Source organism: Nitratireductor aestuarii, assembly GCF_014641695.1.
Lineage (GTDB): Bacteria > Pseudomonadota > Alphaproteobacteria > Rhizobiales > Rhizobiaceae > Chelativorans > Chelativorans aestuarii.
In genome coordinates, this window is the sequence record NZ_BMIF01000005.1 from 216,222 (window position 1) to 234,912 (window position 18,691).

An 18,691-nucleotide genomic window follows, 5' to 3' on the forward strand; every position below is an offset into this window, starting at 1 on the left:
CGGGGATCAACTTATCCCTTGAGGGCCGGGCACTTGTTCTCCGAAACCGGAGTCCAGGCTTCCTCACCCGGAAGCTCGCCCGTGATTTCGTAGTAGTCCCACGGATACTTCGACTCGTCCGGCGACTTGATGCGGGCGGAGAGGACCGGGCGCATCAGCTGACCATCGGCGCGGATCTTGATGTCTTTGTGGATGAAATCCTCGACAGGATTTTCATGCATCCATTCCGACACGGCCTTGCCGTCGTCCGTACCCAGAGCCTGAACGGCCTTCAGGTAGTGCTTGACTGCCGTGAAGGTGCCGAGGTGCGCCTCGTTGGGCACTCGGTCTGCCTTGAAGGATTCCTGGAAGCGCTTGGTGAAGGCGCGGGTCTCGTCGTTGGCGTCCCAGTACATGGCCGTACCGAAGCGCAGGCCCTGTGCGGCATCGAGACCGATGGAGTGGATCATGTTGATCTGGATGCCGAGCGGCGCCAGAACCTGACCGGCTTCAGCGATGCCGAATTCCTTCGCCTGCTTGATCAGATTGCCAAAGTCGGTACCCGAGTTTGCGATGCCGATGACCTGCGCGCCGGAAGCCTGGGCCTGCAGGAGCTGCGAGGAAAAGTCGGTGGTGCCGAGCGGATGCAGGACCGACCCCACAACCTTGCCGCCTGCCCCCTCGATGAAGCGGGTCGCGTCATCCTGGTACTGCTTGCCGAACGTGTAGTCGACGGTGATGAAGTACCAGCTGTCCTTGCCGTCAGCCAGAAGCGGGGTAACCGTACCCTTGGGCAGCGCATAGGTGTCGTGCACCCACTGGATGGTGTAGGGCGAGCATGCCTCGCGCGTCAGGTCCGGCGTGGCGGTGCCTGCGATGAGATAAGGCTTCTCGTTGGTGCGCATGATCTCATGCACGGCCAGAGCGATGGAGGATGCGGAGCAGCCGACGATGACGTCCACGCCTTCCTGCTCTACCCACTTGCGTGCCGTGGCAACACCGACGTCAGGCTTGTTCTGGTCGTCGGCAACGACAACCTCGATCTTGGCGCCGCCGATCTCGTTGCCGAAATCTTCTGCGACAAGCTTCACGACAGCCGTCGAGCCGGGGCCGCAGTTGTCGGAATAGACGCCCGACTGGTCGTTCATGACGCCGATGCGGATGACATTGTCCGTCATGGATGCGGCGTTTGCCGCACCGGCATAACCGGTCAGCGCCGTCGCACAGCTGAGTACAGCCATGGATACGAAACGAATGGAATTATTGCTTACCATCTAGGTACTACCTCCCAACATGCTGCCTCGCTCCACCGAATGCAGCTAATCCATACTTTCTGCTGATTAATTCATATGTTTACGAAAATGCGAACGTCATCGCTCCGTCGACGAACAGCATGTCGCCACTGATCCAGCTTGCTTCGTCGGAAGCCAGGAAAAGGGCCGCATTGGCGATATCCTGCGGCTCGCCGAGGCGCTGCAGCGGCACACGCTGACGGCGACGCTCCCATGCCTCTTCGGATACCACCAGATTGGCGCCATCGGTTCGCGTGGAACCGGGTGCGATTGCCGCGACCCGGATGTTGTCGGGTCCGAATTCCGCAGCTGCCGACCGCGTCGAGGACGCGACAGCGCCCTTGATCGCACTGTACATGATGCCGTGCTTCATCGCGAGAACCGCCGAAGGAGATGCGATGTTAACTATCGCGCCACCACCTGCCTCGCGCATCTGCGGAACGGCTGCCTGATAGCCCCAGATGACGCCCTTGAAGCCGACGTCGATCATCCGGTCGATCATCTCTTCGGTCTGATCTTCGAGTGGGCCGTAGCGGTTCCACATCGCATTGTTGACTAGGATTGTCACCGGACCGGCAGCTTCCTTCAAAGCCGCGGCGGCATTGAAAACGTCATCGCGCTTGGCGACATTGCCTTGCAGGGCAATGGCCTGGCCGCCTGCTGCGCGGATCGCTGCGGCAGCCTCTTCTGCAACCTCAAGCTTGAGATCCAGAACGCCGACGAAAGCGCCTTCCCGGGCATAGACTTCGGATATCGCGCGGCCAATTCCACGACCGCCACCCGTCACCAGTGCGACCTTACCCTCGAGCCTGCCTCCCATGCGGCTGCCTCCCATGATGTGTAGATCTTCTGTCACGAAAATCGTGAGGTGTTACAAAAACGAAGATGTCATGTGCAAAAAAGAACTGCTACTCTTATTGCTATGTGTGAAAGAGTTTCACGTATGTGAAGAATCGCGTGGGAGGACCGCCATTCATGCAGTCACAGCAGGTCAAGTCAGCTGTCCGGGCACTCGAGATCCTGGAGTATTTCCGTCTCAATCAGCAGAGGCGTTCGATGTCCGAGATTGCCAACGATCTGGGCTATCCGCAGTCCAGTGCGACAGTGTTGCTTAAGACGTTAGTTACTTTGTCCTATCTCAGCTACGATCGTCAGGAACGGGCCTATTTTCCTACGCCAAAGGTGACGGCACTGGGCGACTGGATTCCGATGGCGTTGTTCGGCAGCGGCAAGGTTCTGGACGCAATGCGCGATGTCCACAACGCAACGGGTGAAGGCACCTTCATCGGCACGATCAGCGAGATCTATCTCCAATACACCCGCACGATCGAATCGATCCACGCCCTGCGTTTCCATATCGATGAGGGCTCCATCGTCCCGTTGACGCGATCTGCAGCGGGATGGATGTTGCTATCGCACCTGCCGCGCAAGCGCGTGGAGAATCTTGTCCGCCGCGCCAACATCGCCTGCAAGCCACATGAACGCGTGACGCTGGAGGAGATGGAAGCGAGAATCGCCGAGATCAAGAAGAAGGGCTACGCCTATGCCGAGGGCGTACCGCTCGAGGGCGGCGCAACGATCGTCCTCCCCCTTCCCGTCCGCATTCAGGGCCAGCCAGCGTGCCTTGCCATCGGCGGCGTGACACAGCGCATCAACGACAATTTCGACGCTTATCTGGATGCGCTGCGGAGCGCCGTCGCCTCCATAAGGGAGACCGAGGTCTTCCTCACGCCAATCAAGATCGAGATCTGAGCACAAACTTCCGCAGAAACAGAAAAGCCGCAGACGATTCTGCGGCTTTTCTTGTGATGTGGAAGGAAATTCAGCTTGCCTGACGGCGCTTCATCCAGGCGTTGAACTCACCCACGATACCGCGGCGCAGAAACAGGATCACCAGCAGCAGGATGATCCCCTGCGAGATGAGCGCCCATTCGCCGAAGCTTGCGAGATATTCGTTCAGGTAGATGATGAAGCCGGCGCCCACCATCGGTCCAAACAGGGTGCCGAGGCCACCAAGCAGGGTCATGATGATGACTTCCGTCGAGATCGGGAACGAAACGTCGGTCAGCGTGGCGAACTGGAAGACGGAAGCCTTCATTGCACCCGCAACACCTGCCAGTCCGGCCGAGAGCACCAGCGCCATCAGCTTGTAGCGTTCCGGCTTCATGCCGAGCGATTCCACGCGGGCGTCGTTGTCACGGATGGCCTTGAGGATTTCGCCGAAGGGCGAGTGAACGATGCGGTAGAAGAAGAAGACCGCAAGCACTGTGATCGCAAGAACCACATAGTAGTAGTTGAAGTTGCGGGTCACATCGATCAGTCCAAGCACCGGCTCGCGCGGGATCTTCTGCAGCCCATCCTCACCCCCGGTGAACGGCGAGCGCAGCAGGATGAAGTAGACGAACTGCGCAATCGCGAAGGTGATCATCGCAAAGGTGATGCCGCTTTTGCGCACCGCAATGATGCCGACGAGCAAGCCCAAAGCTGCCGAGAACAGGCCACCTGCGAGGATGCCCATTTCGGGCGTCAGCCCGTAGGTCTTCATCAGCCAGCCGGCCACATAGGCCGCACTACCGAAGAACATCGCGTGACCGAAGCAGAGAAGTCCCGTGTAGCCGAGCAGAAGGTTGAAGGAACAGGCGAAGACGATGAAGCACAGGATCGTCATCAGCGTGACGGGATAGACGAAGAGCGGTGCAACCAGCGCCACAGCCAAGAGCGCGATCGCAATAACGGAAGTCTTGGACATCACGCTTTCTCCGAGGAAAAGATGCCATTCGGCTTCAGGAGCAGGACGACGATCATGACGACGAAGGCGACCGTGGTCGCAGCTTCCGGGTAGAAGACCTTGGTGATCGCCTCGGCAAGGCCGAGGATGTAGCCCGTGACGATCGCGCCCGAGATCGAGCCGATGCCGCCGATCACCACGACCGCGAAGACCGTGATCATCAGGCCTGAGCCCATGGACGGAGAAACCTGGTAGATCGGTGCTGCGAGGACGCCGCTCAACGCCGCCAGACCAACGCCCAGACCATAGGTCAGCGTGATCATGCGCGGCACGTTGATGCCGAAGCTTTCGACGATGTTCGGGTTCTCGTTTGCCGCACGCAGATAAGCGCCAAGCTTGGAGTATTCGATCAGCAACCAGGTGCCGGCGCAGGTGACGATGGAGAACACCACAACCCACAGGCGGTAGTACGGCAGGAACATGAAGCCCAGGTTTATGCCGCCGCTGATGGGCGCGGCATAGGGCAGACCCGTGGAACCGTATTCCTGGCGAACAAGACCTTCAACGATGAGCGCGATCGCGTAAGTTGCGAGCAGCGCATAGAGGTGGTCCAGATGCTGGAGAGGCCGCAGCACCAGGCGCTCCATAAGCATGCCGAAGGCACCCACTGCCAGCGGCGCGATGATCAGCGCACCCCAGTAGGGAACGCCGAGGTAGTTAAGCAGGAGCCAGGCACAGAATGCGCCTAGCATGTACTGAACGCCGTGGGCGAAGTTCACCACGTTCATGAGGCCGAAGATGATGGCAAGCCCCATGCTCAGCATGGCGTAGAAGGACCCGTTGATCAGGCCGATGAGCAATTGCCCGAACAGCAACTGCGGAGAGATCATGTCAAACATTCGGCTTAGACCCCCAGATAGCGCTGAACACGGGAAACATCGGTGTTGCTCACGTCGGCCGTGAATGTGTCGACCACCTGCCCGTGCTCGACCACGACGTGGCGATCCGCAACGCTGCGGGCAAAACGCCAGTTCTGTTCAACCAGGATGATGGTGTAGCCCCTCTGCTTCAGTTTCTTGAGCAGTTCGCCGATCTCCTTGACGATGACCGGAGCGAGGCCTTCGCTCGGCTCATCCAGCAGGAGGAAACGCGACCCGGTGCGCAGGATGCGGGCGATTGCCAGCATCTGCTGCTCGCCGCCCGAAAGCCTGGTGCCGCGGCTCGATGCGCGGCGCTGCAGGTTGGGGAATGCCTGGAAAAGCTCCGCATCGGTCATGCCGCCAGATTGGAGCACCGGCGGCAGGGTCAGGTTCTCACGCACGTCAAGCGACGCAAAGATCGCACGCTCTTCCGGGCAGTAGGCGATGCCCTTGCGTGCGATCTCGTAGATCCGCTTGTTGATGAGCTCTTCGCTCCTGAAATTGATGGACCCCGTACGCTTGCGCATGATGCCCATGATGGCGCGCAGCGTGGAGGTCTTGCCCGCACCATTGCGGCCGAGCAGCGTCAGGATTTCGCCTTCGTGAACCTCGAAGTTCATCCCGTGGATGACCTTCGACTCGGCGTACCAGCCCTGCAGGTCGCGGACGACCAGGCTGGTATTCGGGTGGACGTCAATCTTCATCCACACCTCCCATGTAAGCAGAGATGACCCGCTCGTCGGACGAGACTTCCGCGTAGGTTCCCTCAGTGAGCACTTCGCCGTGCTGCAGAACCGTAATGCGATCGCAGAGTGTGGCGACGATCGACAGGTTGTGCTCGACGATCACCACCGTGCGACCCTTGGCCGTTTCGCGGATCAGTTCGGTGATCGGTTCGATGTCCTCATGGCCCATGCCGGCGGTCGGCTCATCAAGGAGCATGACCTTCGGTTCCATGGCAAGCGTGGTGGCGATCTCAAGCGCACGCTTCTTGCCGTAGGAAAGGTCTGCGGCTTCCACCTTCGCCATGTTGGCGAGCCCGACGCGCTCAAGCAGGTGCATGGCGCGTTCGTTGAGAGGTTCGACCCGCTTCAGCGAATTCCAGAACCGGTAGGTGCTGCCGTAACTGGACTGGAGCGCCACCCGCACATTTTCGAGCGCCGTCATGTGCGGGAAGGTCGCGGAAATCTGGAATGACCGCACCAGCCCCATGCGCGCAACATCTGCCGCCCGCATCTGCGTGATGTCGTGACCATCGAAATCGATGGTTCCCGACGTCGGCGACAGCGTCTTGGTCAGCAGATTGAAGCAGGTGGTCTTGCCGGCACCGTTCGGCCCGATCAGCGCATGGATGGAACCCCGCCTGATCGACAGATCGACGTTGTTGACGGCCATGAAGCCGCCAAACCTCTTGCTCAGCCCCCGCGCAACTAGCACGCTATCCCCGGTGGTGGTGGGCCCGGCATGCATGCTGGACCCTTCGTGCAGTGTGGTCATCTTTCCTCCCATGCAGGCTTTTTTTCTAACCTGGAAGACGCAGGACTGCTTTCGCCATGATGTTTCGCTGGATCTCGTTGGATCCGCCGAAGATCGCCGGTGCACGTGAATCGAGATAGAGATTCATCGCATCGATCATGGTGTCACCCGCTTCGAGGTCGTCGTTGAACCGCGCTTCCTCGCCAACGATCGCAAGCATTTCCTCGGTGATCCGCTGATAGAGCTCTGTGTTGAACAGTTTTAGCACCGAGACGTCCGGACCGAGCTCCCCACCATCACGCAGCACCTTGGCGAAGCGTTCGAAGGCAGAGCCAAGATCATAGACGTCGAGCCGCAGCTTGGCGAAGCGGGAGACGAAGGCCGGATCGTTGAACGCGCCGCGTGCTTCCGCCAGCACCTGCAGGCGGGAGAGCGCGTATTCCGGGCGCGTCGGTGCACCGAGGAAGATGCGCTCGTGGCCGAGCACGGCCTTGGCCAGCGTCCAGCCCTGGTTTTCCTCGCCAACGAGTGCGGAAACCGGGACACGAACGTTGTCGAAGAAGACTTCGCAGAAGTCCGCTTCCTGACGCAGGTTAGGGATCGGCCGCACGGTCACGCCCGGAAGCTCGAGCGGCACGAGCAGAACCGAAATGCCCTGCTGAGGCTTCTTGGCTTCCTTGTCGGTGCGGACCAAAAGCAGGATCCAGTTGGCGCAGTGGGCCAACGTGGTCCAGATCTTCTGGCCATTGATGACATAGTCGTCACCGTCGCGAACAGCCGACGTACGCATCGACGCAAGGTCAGAGCCCGAACCCGGCTCCGAATAGCCCTGGCACCAGACGTGTTCGCCCGAAATGATCTTCGGCAGGAAGTACTGCTTCTGCTCCTCGGTACCGTAGTGGAGCAGGAGCGGACCAGTGAGGCCGATGCCGTGGTCGGGAATGCGGGGGCATCCGAGGCGCGCCCATTCCTCCACATAGATCATGTGCTTGGTCGGGTTCAGCGCCATGCCGCCATATTCCTGCGGCCAGAGCGGCGCTAGGAATCCATCCCTTGCAAGGTTATGATAGAAGACCTTCACTTCCTCATAGTGCGGCCGCTGCTTGCGCATGAAGAGGAGTTCCTGCGGGCAGTTTTCAATCAGCCAGTTGCGGAAGAAGCGCCGGAATTCCTCATCCGGCATGGCATTCCAATCTCGCTGCTGCACGGCCATTAGTCGATGTCCTTGAATACTGGCTTACGCTTCTCGAGGAAGGCGCGCATGGCTTCCTTCGAGTCATCATGGCGGGTCATCTCGTTGGTGAGATTCTGCTCGAAGCGGTAGCCATCGCGCAGCGGCATCGTGCGAACGGTATTGATCGCGAGCTTCGCCAGCGACATGGCCTTGGGGCTCTTCGAAGCAATGTTGTTGGCGATTTCCATTGCAGCCGGCAGCAGCTCTTCAAGCGGCAGGCAGGCCTCGATGATGCCGCGGCGGTAGGCTTCAGCGGCCGGCAGCCTGTAGCCGGTCAGCACCATGCGGCGCGCCAGCGAATGCGGGAACAGGCTCATGGTGTGGGCGGCGCCGCCCATGAGACCAATGTCGATCTCCGGCATAGCGAAGAAGGCGTTCTCGGAAGCGAGGATGATGTCAGCGTTGACGATCGGAGCCATGCCGACGCCGAGCGCCGGGCCGTTGACAGCAGCGATCACCGGCTTGTTCATCTCCATGATCGTATTGCCGACCTCGCGCATGCGGCGCATGTGGCGGGTCAGGTTGCCAGGAACGGAGTTGACGTTCGCGCGCTGCTTGATGTCGGCGCCGGCCGAGAACATCTTCTCGCGGCCGGTGATGACGATCGCGCGGACACTCTTGGCTTCATAGAGCTCGTCGAAGGCTTCGAGGAACTCTTCCGTGAAGGCCAGCGACCACGCGTTGACGGGAGGGCTGTCCATCTGGACAAGCGCCACGTGATTTTCGATCGTTACCTTGATCAGTTCGTTTTTCATTGGGGAAGGACCTCTCAGGCTGCGCGCTCAAGCGCGACAAATTCGAGACGGAGTGCTTCGGGCTGGCCGAGTGCACTGTTGAGGGCGACGGCGCGCTTCATGAAATGGCCGATGTCGCATTCATCGGTGAAACCCATGGCGCCATGAAGATGGATGGCGCGGCGGCCAACGGTGACGGATGCGTCGCCGGCGCGTGCCTTGGCGGCAAGGATTGCAAGCGTTGCGGCCTTCGGATCGTCTTCCTCCAGTCGCTCGCAGGCATTGACGACGGCGGCACAGGCGAATTCTGCATCCGCCCACATGTCCACCATCTTGTGCTGTAGCACCTGGAAGCTTGCGATCGGCTTGCCGAACTGCACGCGCTGCGACGTGTATTCGACGGTGATTTCGAGCTCGCGCGAGGCAATACCTGCCATTTCGGCGGCGAGCGCCAGACGGGTGGATGCAACGGCCTTCTCGATCGCCGCATCAACGGCTGCACCCTTGGCAAGAACGCGGTCTGCGCCAACGGAAACACCGGAGAAGGAAACCTTGCCAAGCTGCGAACCATCGAGCGTCGGACGCTGCGAAATCTCAGCGGAGGCAGCCGGAACGGAGACGAGCGCCTGCTCATCGTTGATCGCCGCCAGCACCAGGAACTCGTCTGCCGAAGCAGCTGCGTTTACGTAGTGAGCTTCACCGCTGAGCTTGATGCCATCGCCGCTAGCGGAAGCCTCGATCGGAGCGATGGAGCCGTTGGCAGCCTGTACAGCCGGCGAAACGATCAGCGATCCGTCGATCAGACCATTGATGAGGCGTTCGCGCTCGACCGTCGCTTCAGCTTCGGAGAGCAGCGCCCCGGAGAAGACGGCGAGGAAAGCCAGCGGCTCGGAGATCAGTTCACGGCCAAGAGCCTCGCTCAGGACCGACTGTTCACGCGCACCCAGGCCAGCGCCGCCCAGCTCTTCAGGGATGGTCAGACCCAGCCAGCCAGCCTCTGCCATGCCTGCCCATACTTCACGGTCCAGGTCTGTACCCGCCGCCCTGCGCTGGCGCAGGCGCTGGGCACCCGGAAATCTGGTGGCGAAGGTCGCTACGCTGTCGCGGAGCAGCCCAAGCGTGCCATCCGTATCGTCGAATATCATCTGTGGCATGGGGTCTTTCCTATTCGTCTTCGATAATGGCGAGGCTTTCGCCTGCCCTAATCCGTGTCCTGCCGCTAAGAGGTCGGCAGGACGTAATCGCGGAACTGCTCGCGCAGCTTCTGCTTGTGGAGTTTTCCGGTTGCAGTGTGGGGGATCTCATCCACGAAGATGACGTCGTCCGGCAGCCACCACTTGACCACGCGCTCGGCCAGATAGGCGATGATGTCTTCTGGCTTCGGATCGGTACCGGGTTTGCGGACCACGATCAGCAGAGGACGTTCCTGCCATTTAGGATGCGCGACACCGATGACGGCTGCCTCCTGCACGTCCGGGTGTCCAACGGCTGCGTTTTCCAGCTCGATCGAGCTGATCCACTCGCCGCCCGACTTGATCACATCCTTGGAACGATCGGTGAGCTGGACATAGCCTTCGGGGTCGATCTTCGCCACGTCGCCGGTTGGGAACCAGCCTTCCTCATCCAGGCTCTCGGCGCTGTCCATCTTGAAATAGCCGGAGGCGATCCAGGGGCCGCGCACATAGAGATTGCCGGAGACCTGCCCGTCATGCGGCAGCACGTTGCCGTCCTCGTCCTTGATCCGCCACTCGACGCCAAAAACCGCCCTGCCCTGCTTGACCTGAATGTCGAGCCGGGCCTCTTCCTCGAGATCGTAGTGATGGGGCAGGAAGTTGCAAACTGCTGCAACCGGGCTCGTCTCGGTCATGCCCCAGGCATGGATGGCGCGCACGCCGCCCCTCTCCAGCTTCTGGATCAGGGCGCGTGGCGCAGCCGAACCTCCGATGTAGAGGCGGTTGAACGGCAGGTCTGAAACGCTGAGGCCGGGCGTGCTTTCGATATACTGCAGGAGGCCGAGCCAGACGGTCGGCACACCCAGCGTCATCGTGCACTTTTCCGCCACGGCGAGTTCAAACAGGCTCTTGCCGTCAAGGTTCGGGCCCGGCAGCACGAGCTTCGCGCCGGACATCGCTGCGGCGTAAGGCACGCCCCAGGCGTTGACATGGAAAAGCGGGACCACCAGCAGGGTGGAATCCTGCGCCGACAGGCCAAAGCCGTCGGCCTGGCAGACCAGGAACGAATGCAGGATGCTGGAGCGGTGGCTGTAGAGCACGCCCTTCGGGTTACCGGTGGTTCCCGACGTGTAGCAGAGAGACGAGGCGGTGCGCTCATCCAACTTCGGCCAGACGAACTCGCCCGGCATCTGCTCAAGCAGAGTTTCGTAGCAGAGAACCTCGCCTGCGTCCGTCGGCATGTGCGCCTCGTCCGTCATGGCGATGAAATGCCTTACCTTGGGGAAGCTGCCACGCAGCTGGCCTACGATCTGGGAGAAACTGATGTCGAACAGCAGAACCGAGCCTTCGGCATGGTTCATGATATAGTTGATCTGTTCGTGGTAGAGGCGCGGATTGACCGTGTGGAGGATCGCTCCCATGCCAGAAACAGCGAAGTAGAGCTCAAGGTGACGGTGTGTATTCCACGCCATCGTGGCGACGATGTCGCCCTGCTTTACGCCTAGTTCCCGCAGAGCTTCTGCGAGCTTGCGCACGCGCTGCCCGAGAGTGGCATAGTCTGTCCTGACAATATCGCCTTCACAGGTCCTGCTGACAATCTCGGTCTTCGGGTGATAGCGCTCTGCATGATCCAGCAAGGACGAGATCAGCAGTTCGTGGTCCTGCATCAAACCAAACATTGTTTCTCCTCCCCAGGAGTTAGGCACCGCACTTTGCGATCATTACTTTGATCGGCGGTCCGTTTCTGATTGAACGACAAGAATTGTACTTTAAGGTCCCTGATATGGTTCAGGCCTGCCCGAATTTTCCGGAGCCCCCTGCTGCGGACTATTCAAGCAGATCTACAGCAGCCCTGCCTGCCAGGGCTGCTGTAGTTTGGAAGTCTATGCCGGAACTACTTCCCTGCGTTTTTCAAACGAGAAAGCGGCGAAGTTGTTCTTGGTGGCAGCCTCACAGGCCTCGGCGTACTTGGCAAAACCGCCCGTAAACATGGTGAGGCCCTTGGCCTTGCCCTCAACGTTGGCGCCAACGTACCAGGTCTTTGCCTTGTTCAGCAGTGAACGGCTGGCAAGCCTCTGGACCTCTTCCATCCAGCGATCGACGGATTCCTCCGTCGGCTCCATACCGGTCAGGTCATTTTCTTCCATGTAGGTAATGGCGCGAGCGATAAAGTCGACATCGTTTTCATTGATGCGGATGATGTTGGCCAAAGCCGACGGACCGTTCGGGCCAACCGTCATGAAGAAGTTCGGGAACCCTTCGACGCCGACGCCGAGGAAAGAGCGCGGACCGTCCTTCCAGGTTTCACGCAGTTTCTGGCCGTCGCGGCCCTCCACATCGAAGGCGAGCAGCGCGCCGGTGAGGCCGTCATAACCCGTGGCGAAGATGATCATGTCGAGCTCGATCTCGCCGGATTCAACGCGAACGCCCTTCTCTGTGATCTCAACGATTGGGTCTTCAACGCAGTCCACGAGATGAACGTTCGGCAGATTGTAGGTCTCGTAGTAGCTGGAGTCGAGGCACGGACGCCGCGCAAAGACCGGGTAGCCCTGGGGCTTCAGCTTCTCCGCAACCTTTGGATCCTTGACGATCGTGTCAATCTTGCTGCGCAGGAAGTTGGCGACGTACTCGTTCGCTTCCTCGTTGGTGAGCAGGTCGGAGAAGGTGCCGAGCATCGTCAGGCCGCCGAGCTTGTAGGCGTCCTCGAGCAGGATATCGCGAACCCTTGGCGTAACCGAGAAGAATGCACGGGTGGACTGCGGACGCAGGCCGCCGACGTGGGAGGCGCGGGCAGCTGCACGCAGGCCCTCATAGTTGCGCTTCACTTCGGCAACATATTCCGGCGTGAGCTTCTGGTTGCGCATGGGCATGGTGAAGCTCGGCGTGCGCTGGAAGACGTAAAGCTCGCCAGCCTGGGGGCCGACTTCCTGCACGATCTGGATCCCGGTGGAGCCCACACCGATGACGCCTACGCGCTTGCCCTCATAGGAAACAGGCTGATGCGGCCACTTGCCCGACATGTAGGATTCACCCTTGAAGGTGTCCCAGCCCTTGATGTCCGGCGTCTTCTGAACCGAAAGCGGACCGGTCGCCATGATGCAGTAACGGCTGTACCAGGTCTCGCCTGCGTCAGTCTTCAACTCCCAGATCTGCCGCGCCTCATGCCACTTGGCAGAGACTATGCGTGTATTGAACTTGAAGTGTTTGCGAAGATCGAGGCGCTCGGCGACAAAATTAATGTATTCCAGCAGTTCCGGCTGTGCTGCAAATTCTTCGGACCAGGTCCATTCCTGTTCGACTTCTTTCGAGAATGAAAACGAATAATCCACACTCGGAAGATCGACGCGCGCACCTGGATATCTGTTCCAGTACCAGACGCCGCCAAGACCATCACCGGCTTCGAAGGACTGGATGCGGAAACCCATCTCGCGGAACTTGTAGGTAGCATACATGCCACCAAAGCCACCGCCGACGATGATCACGTCCAGAACGTCTGGTTCACCGCCAGTCCTGAGCTGAGATGCCACGTGGTTCATTGCTTCCTCCCGCACGTCCAAAGGTGGTTCAGTCGACCGAAAACTCTCCCGTGCCGGTCCTCATCACCGGCACTGCATCGATCGCTGCCCTGAACATTGCAGGGGAAACGCCTTTAAGCCCAGATGGAATTCATATCTGAGATATTCTTTCACATATGTGAAATTAGCCGGTGTGTAATCCGTTTCGCGAGACCTTGCCGTTTCGCTTATGATGTTAAGCATCAACGGTCAAGTTATTGATGTTGCGTTTGTATTCGGCTGTCCCCGTTACACGACCGCCTTGTGGGCGGGAACCGTGCATTGACCACAACAGGCTGGTAAAGCCTCCATTTCCGCACGTATGTGAAGACATGGCTGCCTGGCACTCTTGTTCGATACCAAAACGTCCGTTACGCCTTTAGGCATTCTTGAGCCCCGGGGTAGGAGACCTAACGGTCCCCGGCGGGCACAGCAGTGGGAGAGGTTTTCTATGCTACCAGAAGTCTATGTTGTTGGCGCTGCACGTACCGCGATCGGTTCCTTTGGTGGAGCCCTGAAGGACGTTGCGCTGTCGGATCTCGCTCACACCGCCGTTGCCGCCGCGCTGTCCCGTTCCAGCGTCGACTTTGAGCGAATCGGCCACGTCGTCCTGGGCCATGTGATTCCGACCGAACCGAAGGACGCCTATCTGAGCCGCGTTGCAGGCCTCAAGGCAGGGCTTCCCCAGTCGACGCCGGCCTTCAACGTGAACCGCCTTTGTGGTTCCGGTCTGCAGGCAATCATCTCGGCAGCCCAAGCCCTTCGTCTTGGCGATTGCGAGGCTGCGGTTGCCGGTGGTGCGGAATCCATGAGCCGCGCTCCGTTCGTCTCCACCTCGATGCGTTGGGGCCAGCGCATGGGCGAGGCCAAGCTGATCGACTACATGCTCGCCGCCCTGCACGACCCGCTGCACGACATCCATATGGGCGTGACCGCCGAGAACGTTGCCGAGCGCTACAGCATTACGCGTGATCAGCAGGATGCGCTCGCCGTGGAAAGCCACCGCCGCGCGGCCCGCGCCATCGAGGAAGGTCGCTTTGCCGAGCAGATCGTGCCGGTGGAGCTCAAGACCCGCAAGGGCGTAACCGAATTCAAGGTCGACGAGCACGTTCGCCCGGACACCACCCTCGAGACGCTGGCCGGCATGCGCCCGGTGTTCAAGAAGGACGGCACGGTGACGGCCGCCAATGCTTCCGGCATCAATGACGGCGCAGGCGCTGTGGTTCTGGCGACGGAGCAGGTCATCAAGGCCGGGAACCTCACCCCGATGGCTCGCCTCGTATCCTACGCGCACGCGGGCGTTGACCCGGAGTACATGGGCATCGGCCCGGTCCCGGCTTCGCGGAAGGCGCTCGAGCGTGCAGGCCTCAGCATCAGCGACATCGACGTCATCGAAGCCAACGAAGCCTTCGCTGCTCAGGCCTGCGCCGTTGCCAAGGAGCTGAACTTCGATCCGGAACGCGTCAACCCGAATGGCTCCGGCATTTCGCTCGGCCACCCGATTGGTGCAACCGGCGCCATCATCACCGTGAAGGCGCTGCATGAGCTGAAGCGTGTCAACGGCCGCTACGCGCTCGTCACCATGTGCATCGGCGGCGGACAGGGTATCGCTGCAATCTTCGAGCGCGTCTGACGCGCTCGACTACCCCCGCTCCCAAATCCCCAAGCAGGACCTGCCATGACTGTTACCAGCCATGTTCGCGATGACATTGGCGTCATCATCTTCTCGAACCCGCCGCTGAACACGATCTCCAACACGGCCGGTATCCCGCAAGGGATCGCCGCGGAGCTGGAGAAACTGGGCGCGAACCCCTCGATCAAGGCGATCGTGCTCGCTTCGGAGGGCAAGACCTTCTCGGCGGGCGCGGACATCACCGAGTTCAACAATGATCCGTCCGAGGTGGGGCCACCCGTCCGCGCGCTGATCGAGAAGCTTGACGGAGCCCGCGTTCCGTTGGTTGCAGCCATCCAGGGTTCCGCGCTCGGCGGCGGTCTCGAGGTCGCGCTTGGCTGCGACTATCGCGTCGTGGCCGCTGACGCGCGTCTTGGCCTGCCGGAAGCAACGCTCGGTGTGATCCCCGGAGCCGGCGGCACACAGCGCCTGCCGCGCCTCGTTGGTGGTAGCGCGGCTGCACGCTTGATCGCATCCGGTCGCATCATTCCTGCGCAAGGAGCCCTGAACATAGGTCTTGCTGACCGCCTCGCCTCAGATGACCTTCTGTCGGCAGCTGTGGACTTCGCCCGCGAGATCGCTGCCAAGCATCGTCGCCGGAGCCGTGATCTTCCGCTACCTGGCGATGACCTCGAGGCAACATTGGCTGAGCTGCGCGCCAGCCTGCCGGAGGATGGGCGCGGCGAAGCGCCGTCAGCGGCGCTGGATGCCATCGAACATGGCGCCACGTACGGGATCAGTGCGGGCCTTGAGAGGGAGTACGCGCTTTTCGACGGCCTCCTGTCGTCCCCCGTTTCCCGCGCACTGCGCCATGCCTTCATCTCGGAGCGCGCCGTTGGCCGTGTTCCGGGCCTGAACCTGGCGACCGAACCGAAGGAGATTCGATCGGTCGCCGTTATTGGCGCGGGCACGATGGGCATCGGCATTTCTCTTGCCATCGCGCAGGCCGGCCTCAAGGCAACGGTCATCGACCTGAAGCCGGAAGCGCTCGAGCGGGCTGAGAAACAGATCCGTTCGACGGTCCAGCGCGATGTCGACAAGGGCCGCTTGAACCAGGCGAAGGCAGAGGAACTGCTTTCGCGGCTGTTCTTCGGCAACGAACTCATCAAGGCTGCAGGTCACGACCTGATCATCGAAGCTGTCTTCGAGGATATGGGCGTCAAGAAGCAGGTATTCGAGCAGCTAGACTGGATTGCCGACAAGGGCACGATCCTCGCCTCCAACACGTCCACGCTCGATCTGAACCAGATCGCGGCGTTCACGTCACGGCCTCACGATGTGGTCGGCCTGCACTTCTTCAGCCCGGCCAACATCATGAAGCTGCTGGAAGTAATCCGCGGCGACAAGACCTCGGACGCGACCCTTGCCAGCGCGATGAGCTTTGCCAAGAAAATCCGCAAGGTTGGCGTGGTGTCCGGCGTCTGCGATGGTTTCATCGGCAACCGCATGTTCGAGGAATACCTGCGTGAGGCGTATTTCCTGCTCGAAGAGGGCGCCCTGCCGCAGCAGGTCGACAGCGCCATGGAGCGTTGGGGCATGGCCATGGGACCACTCCGGACTATGGATCTCGCCGGCCAGGACATCGGCTGGAACATCCGCAAGCGGCGTGCTGTGGAACAGCCGGACCGTCCGTACTCGCGCATTCCGGACCTCATCTGCGAGCGCGGCTGGTTCGGCCAGAAAACGGGGCGCGGCTATTACATCTATGGTGAGCGTGGCGCGAAGCCTGCCGTCGACCCGGAAGTCGAGGCGATCGTGCTGGAAGAGTCGGCCCGCCTTGGCATCACGCGCCGGGAGATTTCCGACCAGGAAATCGTAGAGCGCTGCCTCTTCGCACTGGTCAACGAAGGCGCAAAGCTACTGGCCGAAGGCATTGCCGCCCGTCCGCTCGACGTCGACACCGTCTGGATGAACGGCTACGGTTTTCCGAAATTCCGCGGTGGCCCGATGTTTTACGCTGACCTCTGTGGCCTGCCCGATGTCGTGGCGAAGATCAACGACTTCGCCAAGGGACATCAGGGCTGGGCATGGGAAGCTGCTCCCCTGCTCGTGAAGCTGGTAGAAGAAGGAAAGCCTCTCTCGAGCCTGAACGAGGTGCAATGATGAGTGCGATTTCTCTCTTTGACCTGACCGGACGGGTCGCCATCGTCACCGGCGCCTCGCGTGGCATCGGCTTGCAGATGGCGAGAGCGCTGGGTGAGCAGGGCGCAATTCTCGTGCTCACCGCCCGCAAGGAGGCAGAACTTCTGACCGCGCAGGCCGAGCTGGCAGCCAGGGGAGTCCGTGCCGAGATCGTCGTCTGCGATCAATCACAGCCCGAAGCGGCTGGACAGATCGTTGATGCGGCGCTCGCCATCAACGGCCGCATCGACATCCTCGTCAACAATGCGGGCACGGCCTGGGGCGCGCCTGCCGAGGATTATCCGGACGCAGCATGGCGCAAGGTGATGGATCTCAACCTCGATGCCGTCTTCCAGCTGTCTCGCGAAGTGGCGAAGCGGGCGATGCTGCCGCAAGGCTATGGCCGCATCATCAACATCGCATCGATCACCGGTCTCACCGGAAATCTTCCTGGCATGGAAGGAACGGTGGCCTACAACACGTCGAAGGGCGGCGTCATCAGCCTGACGCGTGCACTGGCAGCCGAATGGGGCACGCGCGGGATTACCGTGAACGCCATCGCGCCCGGCTACTTCCCGTCAAAGATGACCCAAGGCACCATCGACAAACACGAGGAAGCACTGGTCGCCTATACGCCGCGCGGCAAGCTTGGCGGCGAAACGGATCTGATCGGCCCGATCCTGCTCTTCGCCTCCGATGCCGGCGCACACATTACCGGCCAGACCCTCGCGGTGGACGGCGGCTACAGCGCAATCTGACGCGCCACCGCTTCAGCTACTTGCCGTTCAGGCGAGCAGCGCGTTCAGAGTTTTACGACGATCTTTCCGGCACTGTTGCTGGTCATGAGCCGGTTGTAGGCTTCGCCGGCGCATTCGATGCCAGTCATGACCTCTTCCCGGTGCTTGATCTTGCCTGCGTTCAGCCACCCCAGCATGTCATGGATAAACTGCTCACGAACGTGCTGGTAATCCGGAAGGCGGAAACCGCGGATACTCGCCCCGATACGGACCAGCGGCCAAAGATTAGGCCCGGGCGTCCGGTTGGCTTGGTTATAGCTGCCGATCACCCCACAAAGCGCGACGATACCACCGGGCTTGATCAGTTCGAGCACCGCCTCCAGTGGCTTGCCCCCAACATTCTCGAATGAATGATCGACGCCGTCAGGGCACTGCTCAGCCAGGGCTGCCACAAGGTCTTCCGCGTGATGCGAGACGCATCCAGCAAAGCCGAGGTCATTGACTACATAGTCGCATTTCTCTTTGGCGCCGGCGATGCCGATGACGCGCGCGCCCCTTTGCCCCGCAATCTGACCCGCGATGGAACCCGTGGCACCCGCCGCCGAGGTTACGACATAGGTTTGTCCCGCGGCCGGTGGCGCGACCTGTGTAGTCCCTACATAGGCGGCGAAGCCAGTCGTCCCCAGCACACCCAACCACCAGCTTAGTGGTGCGACGTCAGGGTCGAGTTTCTGAAGGCTCTCAGCGTCAGCGACCGCAAACTTCTGCCACCCGCTCAGAGCCATGACATGTTCGCCCGGGTGGAACAGCTCGCTGCGTGACTCCACGACACGTGAGATCGTCTTTCCCATCAAAGGTGTATCGAGCGGCTGCGCCGCACCAAACAGGGTGGTGGTACGATCATCGATTGCAACGCGGACGTAAGGGTCGACTGAGACATACACCGTTTCCAGCAGAACCTGGCCGGGTTCAGGCGTGGGCATGGGTGCGGCAACGACGGCAAAGTCGTCCTGGCTCGGGACGTCAAGCGGCCGTTGTTTGATCACGGCCATTCTATTCTTGCTCATGTGCG

The 18,691-nt window shown here is 60.7% G+C and carries 16 protein-coding genes; 4 read left to right on the forward strand and 12 right to left on the reverse strand.

The features are described 5' to 3' along the window. Nucleotides 1-11 precede the first annotated feature (11 nt). Entirely contained in the window at nucleotides 12-1,253 is a 1,242-nt protein-coding gene (locus IEX27_RS10365) for an ABC transporter substrate-binding protein (RefSeq protein ID WP_244630320.1), read from the reverse strand. Nucleotides 1,254-1,332: 79 nt separating this feature from the next. Continuing rightward, on the reverse strand, nucleotides 1,333-2,091 hold the full coding sequence (locus tag IEX27_RS10370) for an SDR family NAD(P)-dependent oxidoreductase (protein WP_188720973.1): 759 nt from the start codon (nucleotides 2,089-2,091) through the stop codon (nucleotides 1,333-1,335). Nucleotides 2,092-2,246: 155 nt separating this feature from the next. Between IEX27_RS10370 and IEX27_RS10375 the strand changes: the two genes are divergently transcribed. Next, complete coding sequence (locus IEX27_RS10375; RefSeq protein ID WP_188720974.1) at nucleotides 2,247-3,023, forward strand: IclR family transcriptional regulator; 777 nt, start codon at nucleotides 2,247-2,249, stop codon at nucleotides 3,021-3,023. 70 nt (nucleotides 3,024-3,093) lie between these two features. Here IEX27_RS10375 and IEX27_RS10380 read toward each other — a convergent pair whose 3' ends face one another. From IEX27_RS10380 to IEX27_RS10420, 9 genes are all read right to left on the reverse strand, one after another. Continuing rightward, nucleotides 3,094-4,020, reverse strand: coding sequence for a branched-chain amino acid ABC transporter permease (locus IEX27_RS10380; protein WP_188720975.1), 927 nt, complete (start codon nucleotides 4,018-4,020; stop codon nucleotides 3,094-3,096). Then, entirely contained in the window at nucleotides 4,020-4,898 is an 879-nt protein-coding gene (locus IEX27_RS10385; protein ID WP_188720976.1) for a branched-chain amino acid ABC transporter permease, read from the reverse strand. The genes IEX27_RS10380 and IEX27_RS10385 overlap by 1 nt, the downstream gene beginning before the upstream one ends. 5 nt (nucleotides 4,899-4,903) lie before the next feature. Next, the gene (locus IEX27_RS10390; protein ID WP_188720977.1) at nucleotides 4,904-5,623 is read right to left on the reverse strand and encodes an ABC transporter ATP-binding protein; all 720 of its coding nucleotides are present in this window, start codon (nucleotides 5,621-5,623) and stop codon (nucleotides 4,904-4,906) included. Beyond that, nucleotides 5,613-6,428: an ABC transporter ATP-binding protein gene (locus tag IEX27_RS10395; RefSeq protein ID WP_444980168.1), complete on the reverse strand. Its 816-nt coding sequence runs from the start codon at nucleotides 6,426-6,428 to the stop codon at nucleotides 5,613-5,615. The genes IEX27_RS10390 and IEX27_RS10395 overlap by 11 nt, the downstream gene beginning before the upstream one ends. A 13-nt stretch (nucleotides 6,429-6,441) precedes the next feature. Then, the gene (locus tag IEX27_RS10400; protein ID WP_188720978.1) at nucleotides 6,442-7,608 is read right to left on the reverse strand and encodes an acyl-CoA dehydrogenase family protein; all 1,167 of its coding nucleotides are present in this window, start codon (nucleotides 7,606-7,608) and stop codon (nucleotides 6,442-6,444) included. Continuing rightward, nucleotides 7,608-8,384, reverse strand: coding sequence for an enoyl-CoA hydratase/isomerase family protein (locus IEX27_RS10405; protein ID WP_188720979.1), 777 nt, complete (start codon nucleotides 8,382-8,384; stop codon nucleotides 7,608-7,610). Before IEX27_RS10405 ends, IEX27_RS10400 begins: the two co-directional genes overlap by 1 nt. Nucleotides 8,385-8,398: 14 nt before the next feature. After that, nucleotides 8,399-9,517, reverse strand: a complete 1,119-nt coding sequence (locus IEX27_RS10410) for an acyl-CoA dehydrogenase family protein (protein WP_188720980.1) — start codon at nucleotides 9,515-9,517, stop codon at nucleotides 8,399-8,401. A 65-nt stretch (nucleotides 9,518-9,582) separates the two neighbouring features. Then, entirely contained in the window at nucleotides 9,583-11,214 is a 1,632-nt protein-coding gene (locus IEX27_RS10415) for a long-chain fatty acid--CoA ligase (RefSeq protein ID WP_188720981.1), read from the reverse strand. Between the two features lie 204 nt (nucleotides 11,215-11,418). Then, nucleotides 11,419-13,071, reverse strand: a complete 1,653-nt coding sequence (locus IEX27_RS10420) for a flavin-containing monooxygenase (protein ID WP_188720982.1) — start codon at nucleotides 13,069-13,071, stop codon at nucleotides 11,419-11,421. 469 nt (nucleotides 13,072-13,540) lie between these two features. Here IEX27_RS10420 and IEX27_RS10425 point away from each other — a divergent pair, with 469 nt between their 5' ends. The 3 genes from IEX27_RS10425 to IEX27_RS10435 are packed head-to-tail and all read left to right on the forward strand — an operon-like array spanning nucleotide 13,541 to nucleotide 17,640. After that, the gene (locus IEX27_RS10425; RefSeq protein WP_188720983.1) at nucleotides 13,541-14,722 is read left to right on the forward strand and encodes an acetyl-CoA C-acyltransferase family protein; all 1,182 of its coding nucleotides are present in this window, start codon (nucleotides 13,541-13,543) and stop codon (nucleotides 14,720-14,722) included. 45 nt (nucleotides 14,723-14,767) lie between these two features. After that, a complete protein-coding gene (locus IEX27_RS10430) occupies nucleotides 14,768-16,864 on the forward strand; it encodes a 3-hydroxyacyl-CoA dehydrogenase NAD-binding domain-containing protein (protein WP_188720984.1) in 2,097 nt (698 codons plus the stop codon). Then, nucleotides 16,864-17,640 (forward strand): SDR family oxidoreductase, encoded by a 777-nt coding sequence (locus IEX27_RS10435; RefSeq protein ID WP_210315520.1) that lies wholly within the window; start codon nucleotides 16,864-16,866, stop codon nucleotides 17,638-17,640. The genes IEX27_RS10430 and IEX27_RS10435 overlap by 1 nt, the downstream gene beginning before the upstream one ends. Nucleotides 17,641-17,684: 44 nt before the next feature. On the opposite strand, the gene IEX27_RS10440 is transcribed toward IEX27_RS10435, so the two are convergent. Continuing rightward, nucleotides 17,685-18,686 (reverse strand): NADP-dependent oxidoreductase, encoded by a 1,002-nt coding sequence (locus IEX27_RS10440; RefSeq protein ID WP_188720986.1) that lies wholly within the window; start codon nucleotides 18,684-18,686, stop codon nucleotides 17,685-17,687. Between the last annotated feature and the right edge of the window lie 5 nt (nucleotides 18,687-18,691).

Bases quoted from the DNA above. Each gene is read 5' to 3' on its own strand.
- IEX27_RS10420 (WP_188720982.1), bottom strand. From the start codon at position 13,071: ATGAACCACGTGGCATCTCAGCTCAGGACTGGCGGTGAACCAGACGTT.
- IEX27_RS10405 (WP_188720979.1), bottom strand. From the start codon at position 8,384: ATGAAAAACGAACTGATCAAGGTAACGATCGAAAATCACGTGGCGCTT.
- IEX27_RS10430 (WP_188720984.1), top strand. From the start codon at position 14,768: ATGACTGTTACCAGCCATGTTCGCGATGACATTGGCGTCATCATCTTC.
- IEX27_RS10390 (WP_188720977.1), bottom strand. From the start codon at position 5,623: ATGAAGATTGACGTCCACCCGAATACCAGCCTGGTCGTCCGCGACCTG.
- IEX27_RS10410 (WP_188720980.1), bottom strand. From the start codon at position 9,517: ATGCCACAGATGATATTCGACGATACGGATGGCACGCTTGGGCTGCTC.
- IEX27_RS10425 (WP_188720983.1), top strand. From the start codon at position 13,541: ATGCTACCAGAAGTCTATGTTGTTGGCGCTGCACGTACCGCGATCGGT.
- IEX27_RS10435 (WP_210315520.1), top strand. From the start codon at position 16,864: ATGAGTGCGATTTCTCTCTTTGACCTGACCGGACGGGTCGCCATCGTC.
- IEX27_RS10395 (WP_444980168.1), bottom strand. From the start codon at position 6,428: ATGGGAGGAAAGATGACCACACTGCACGAAGGGTCCAGCATGCATGCC.
- IEX27_RS10365 (WP_244630320.1), bottom strand. From the start codon at position 1,253: ATGGTAAGCAATAATTCCATTCGTTTCGTATCCATGGCTGTACTCAGC.
- IEX27_RS10440 (WP_188720986.1), bottom strand. From the start codon at position 18,686: ATGAGCAAGAATAGAATGGCCGTGATCAAACAACGGCCGCTTGACGTC.
- IEX27_RS10370 (WP_188720973.1), bottom strand. From the start codon at position 2,091: ATGGGAGGCAGGCTCGAGGGTAAGGTCGCACTGGTGACGGGTGGCGGT.
- IEX27_RS10380 (WP_188720975.1), bottom strand. From the start codon at position 4,020: ATGTCCAAGACTTCCGTTATTGCGATCGCGCTCTTGGCTGTGGCGCTG.
- IEX27_RS10415 (WP_188720981.1), bottom strand. From the start codon at position 11,214: ATGTTTGGTTTGATGCAGGACCACGAACTGCTGATCTCGTCCTTGCTG.
- IEX27_RS10400 (WP_188720978.1), bottom strand. From the start codon at position 7,608: ATGGCCGTGCAGCAGCGAGATTGGAATGCCATGCCGGATGAGGAATTC.
- IEX27_RS10385 (WP_188720976.1), bottom strand. From the start codon at position 4,898: ATGTTTGACATGATCTCTCCGCAGTTGCTGTTCGGGCAATTGCTCATC.
- IEX27_RS10375 (WP_188720974.1), top strand. From the start codon at position 2,247: ATGCAGTCACAGCAGGTCAAGTCAGCTGTCCGGGCACTCGAGATCCTG.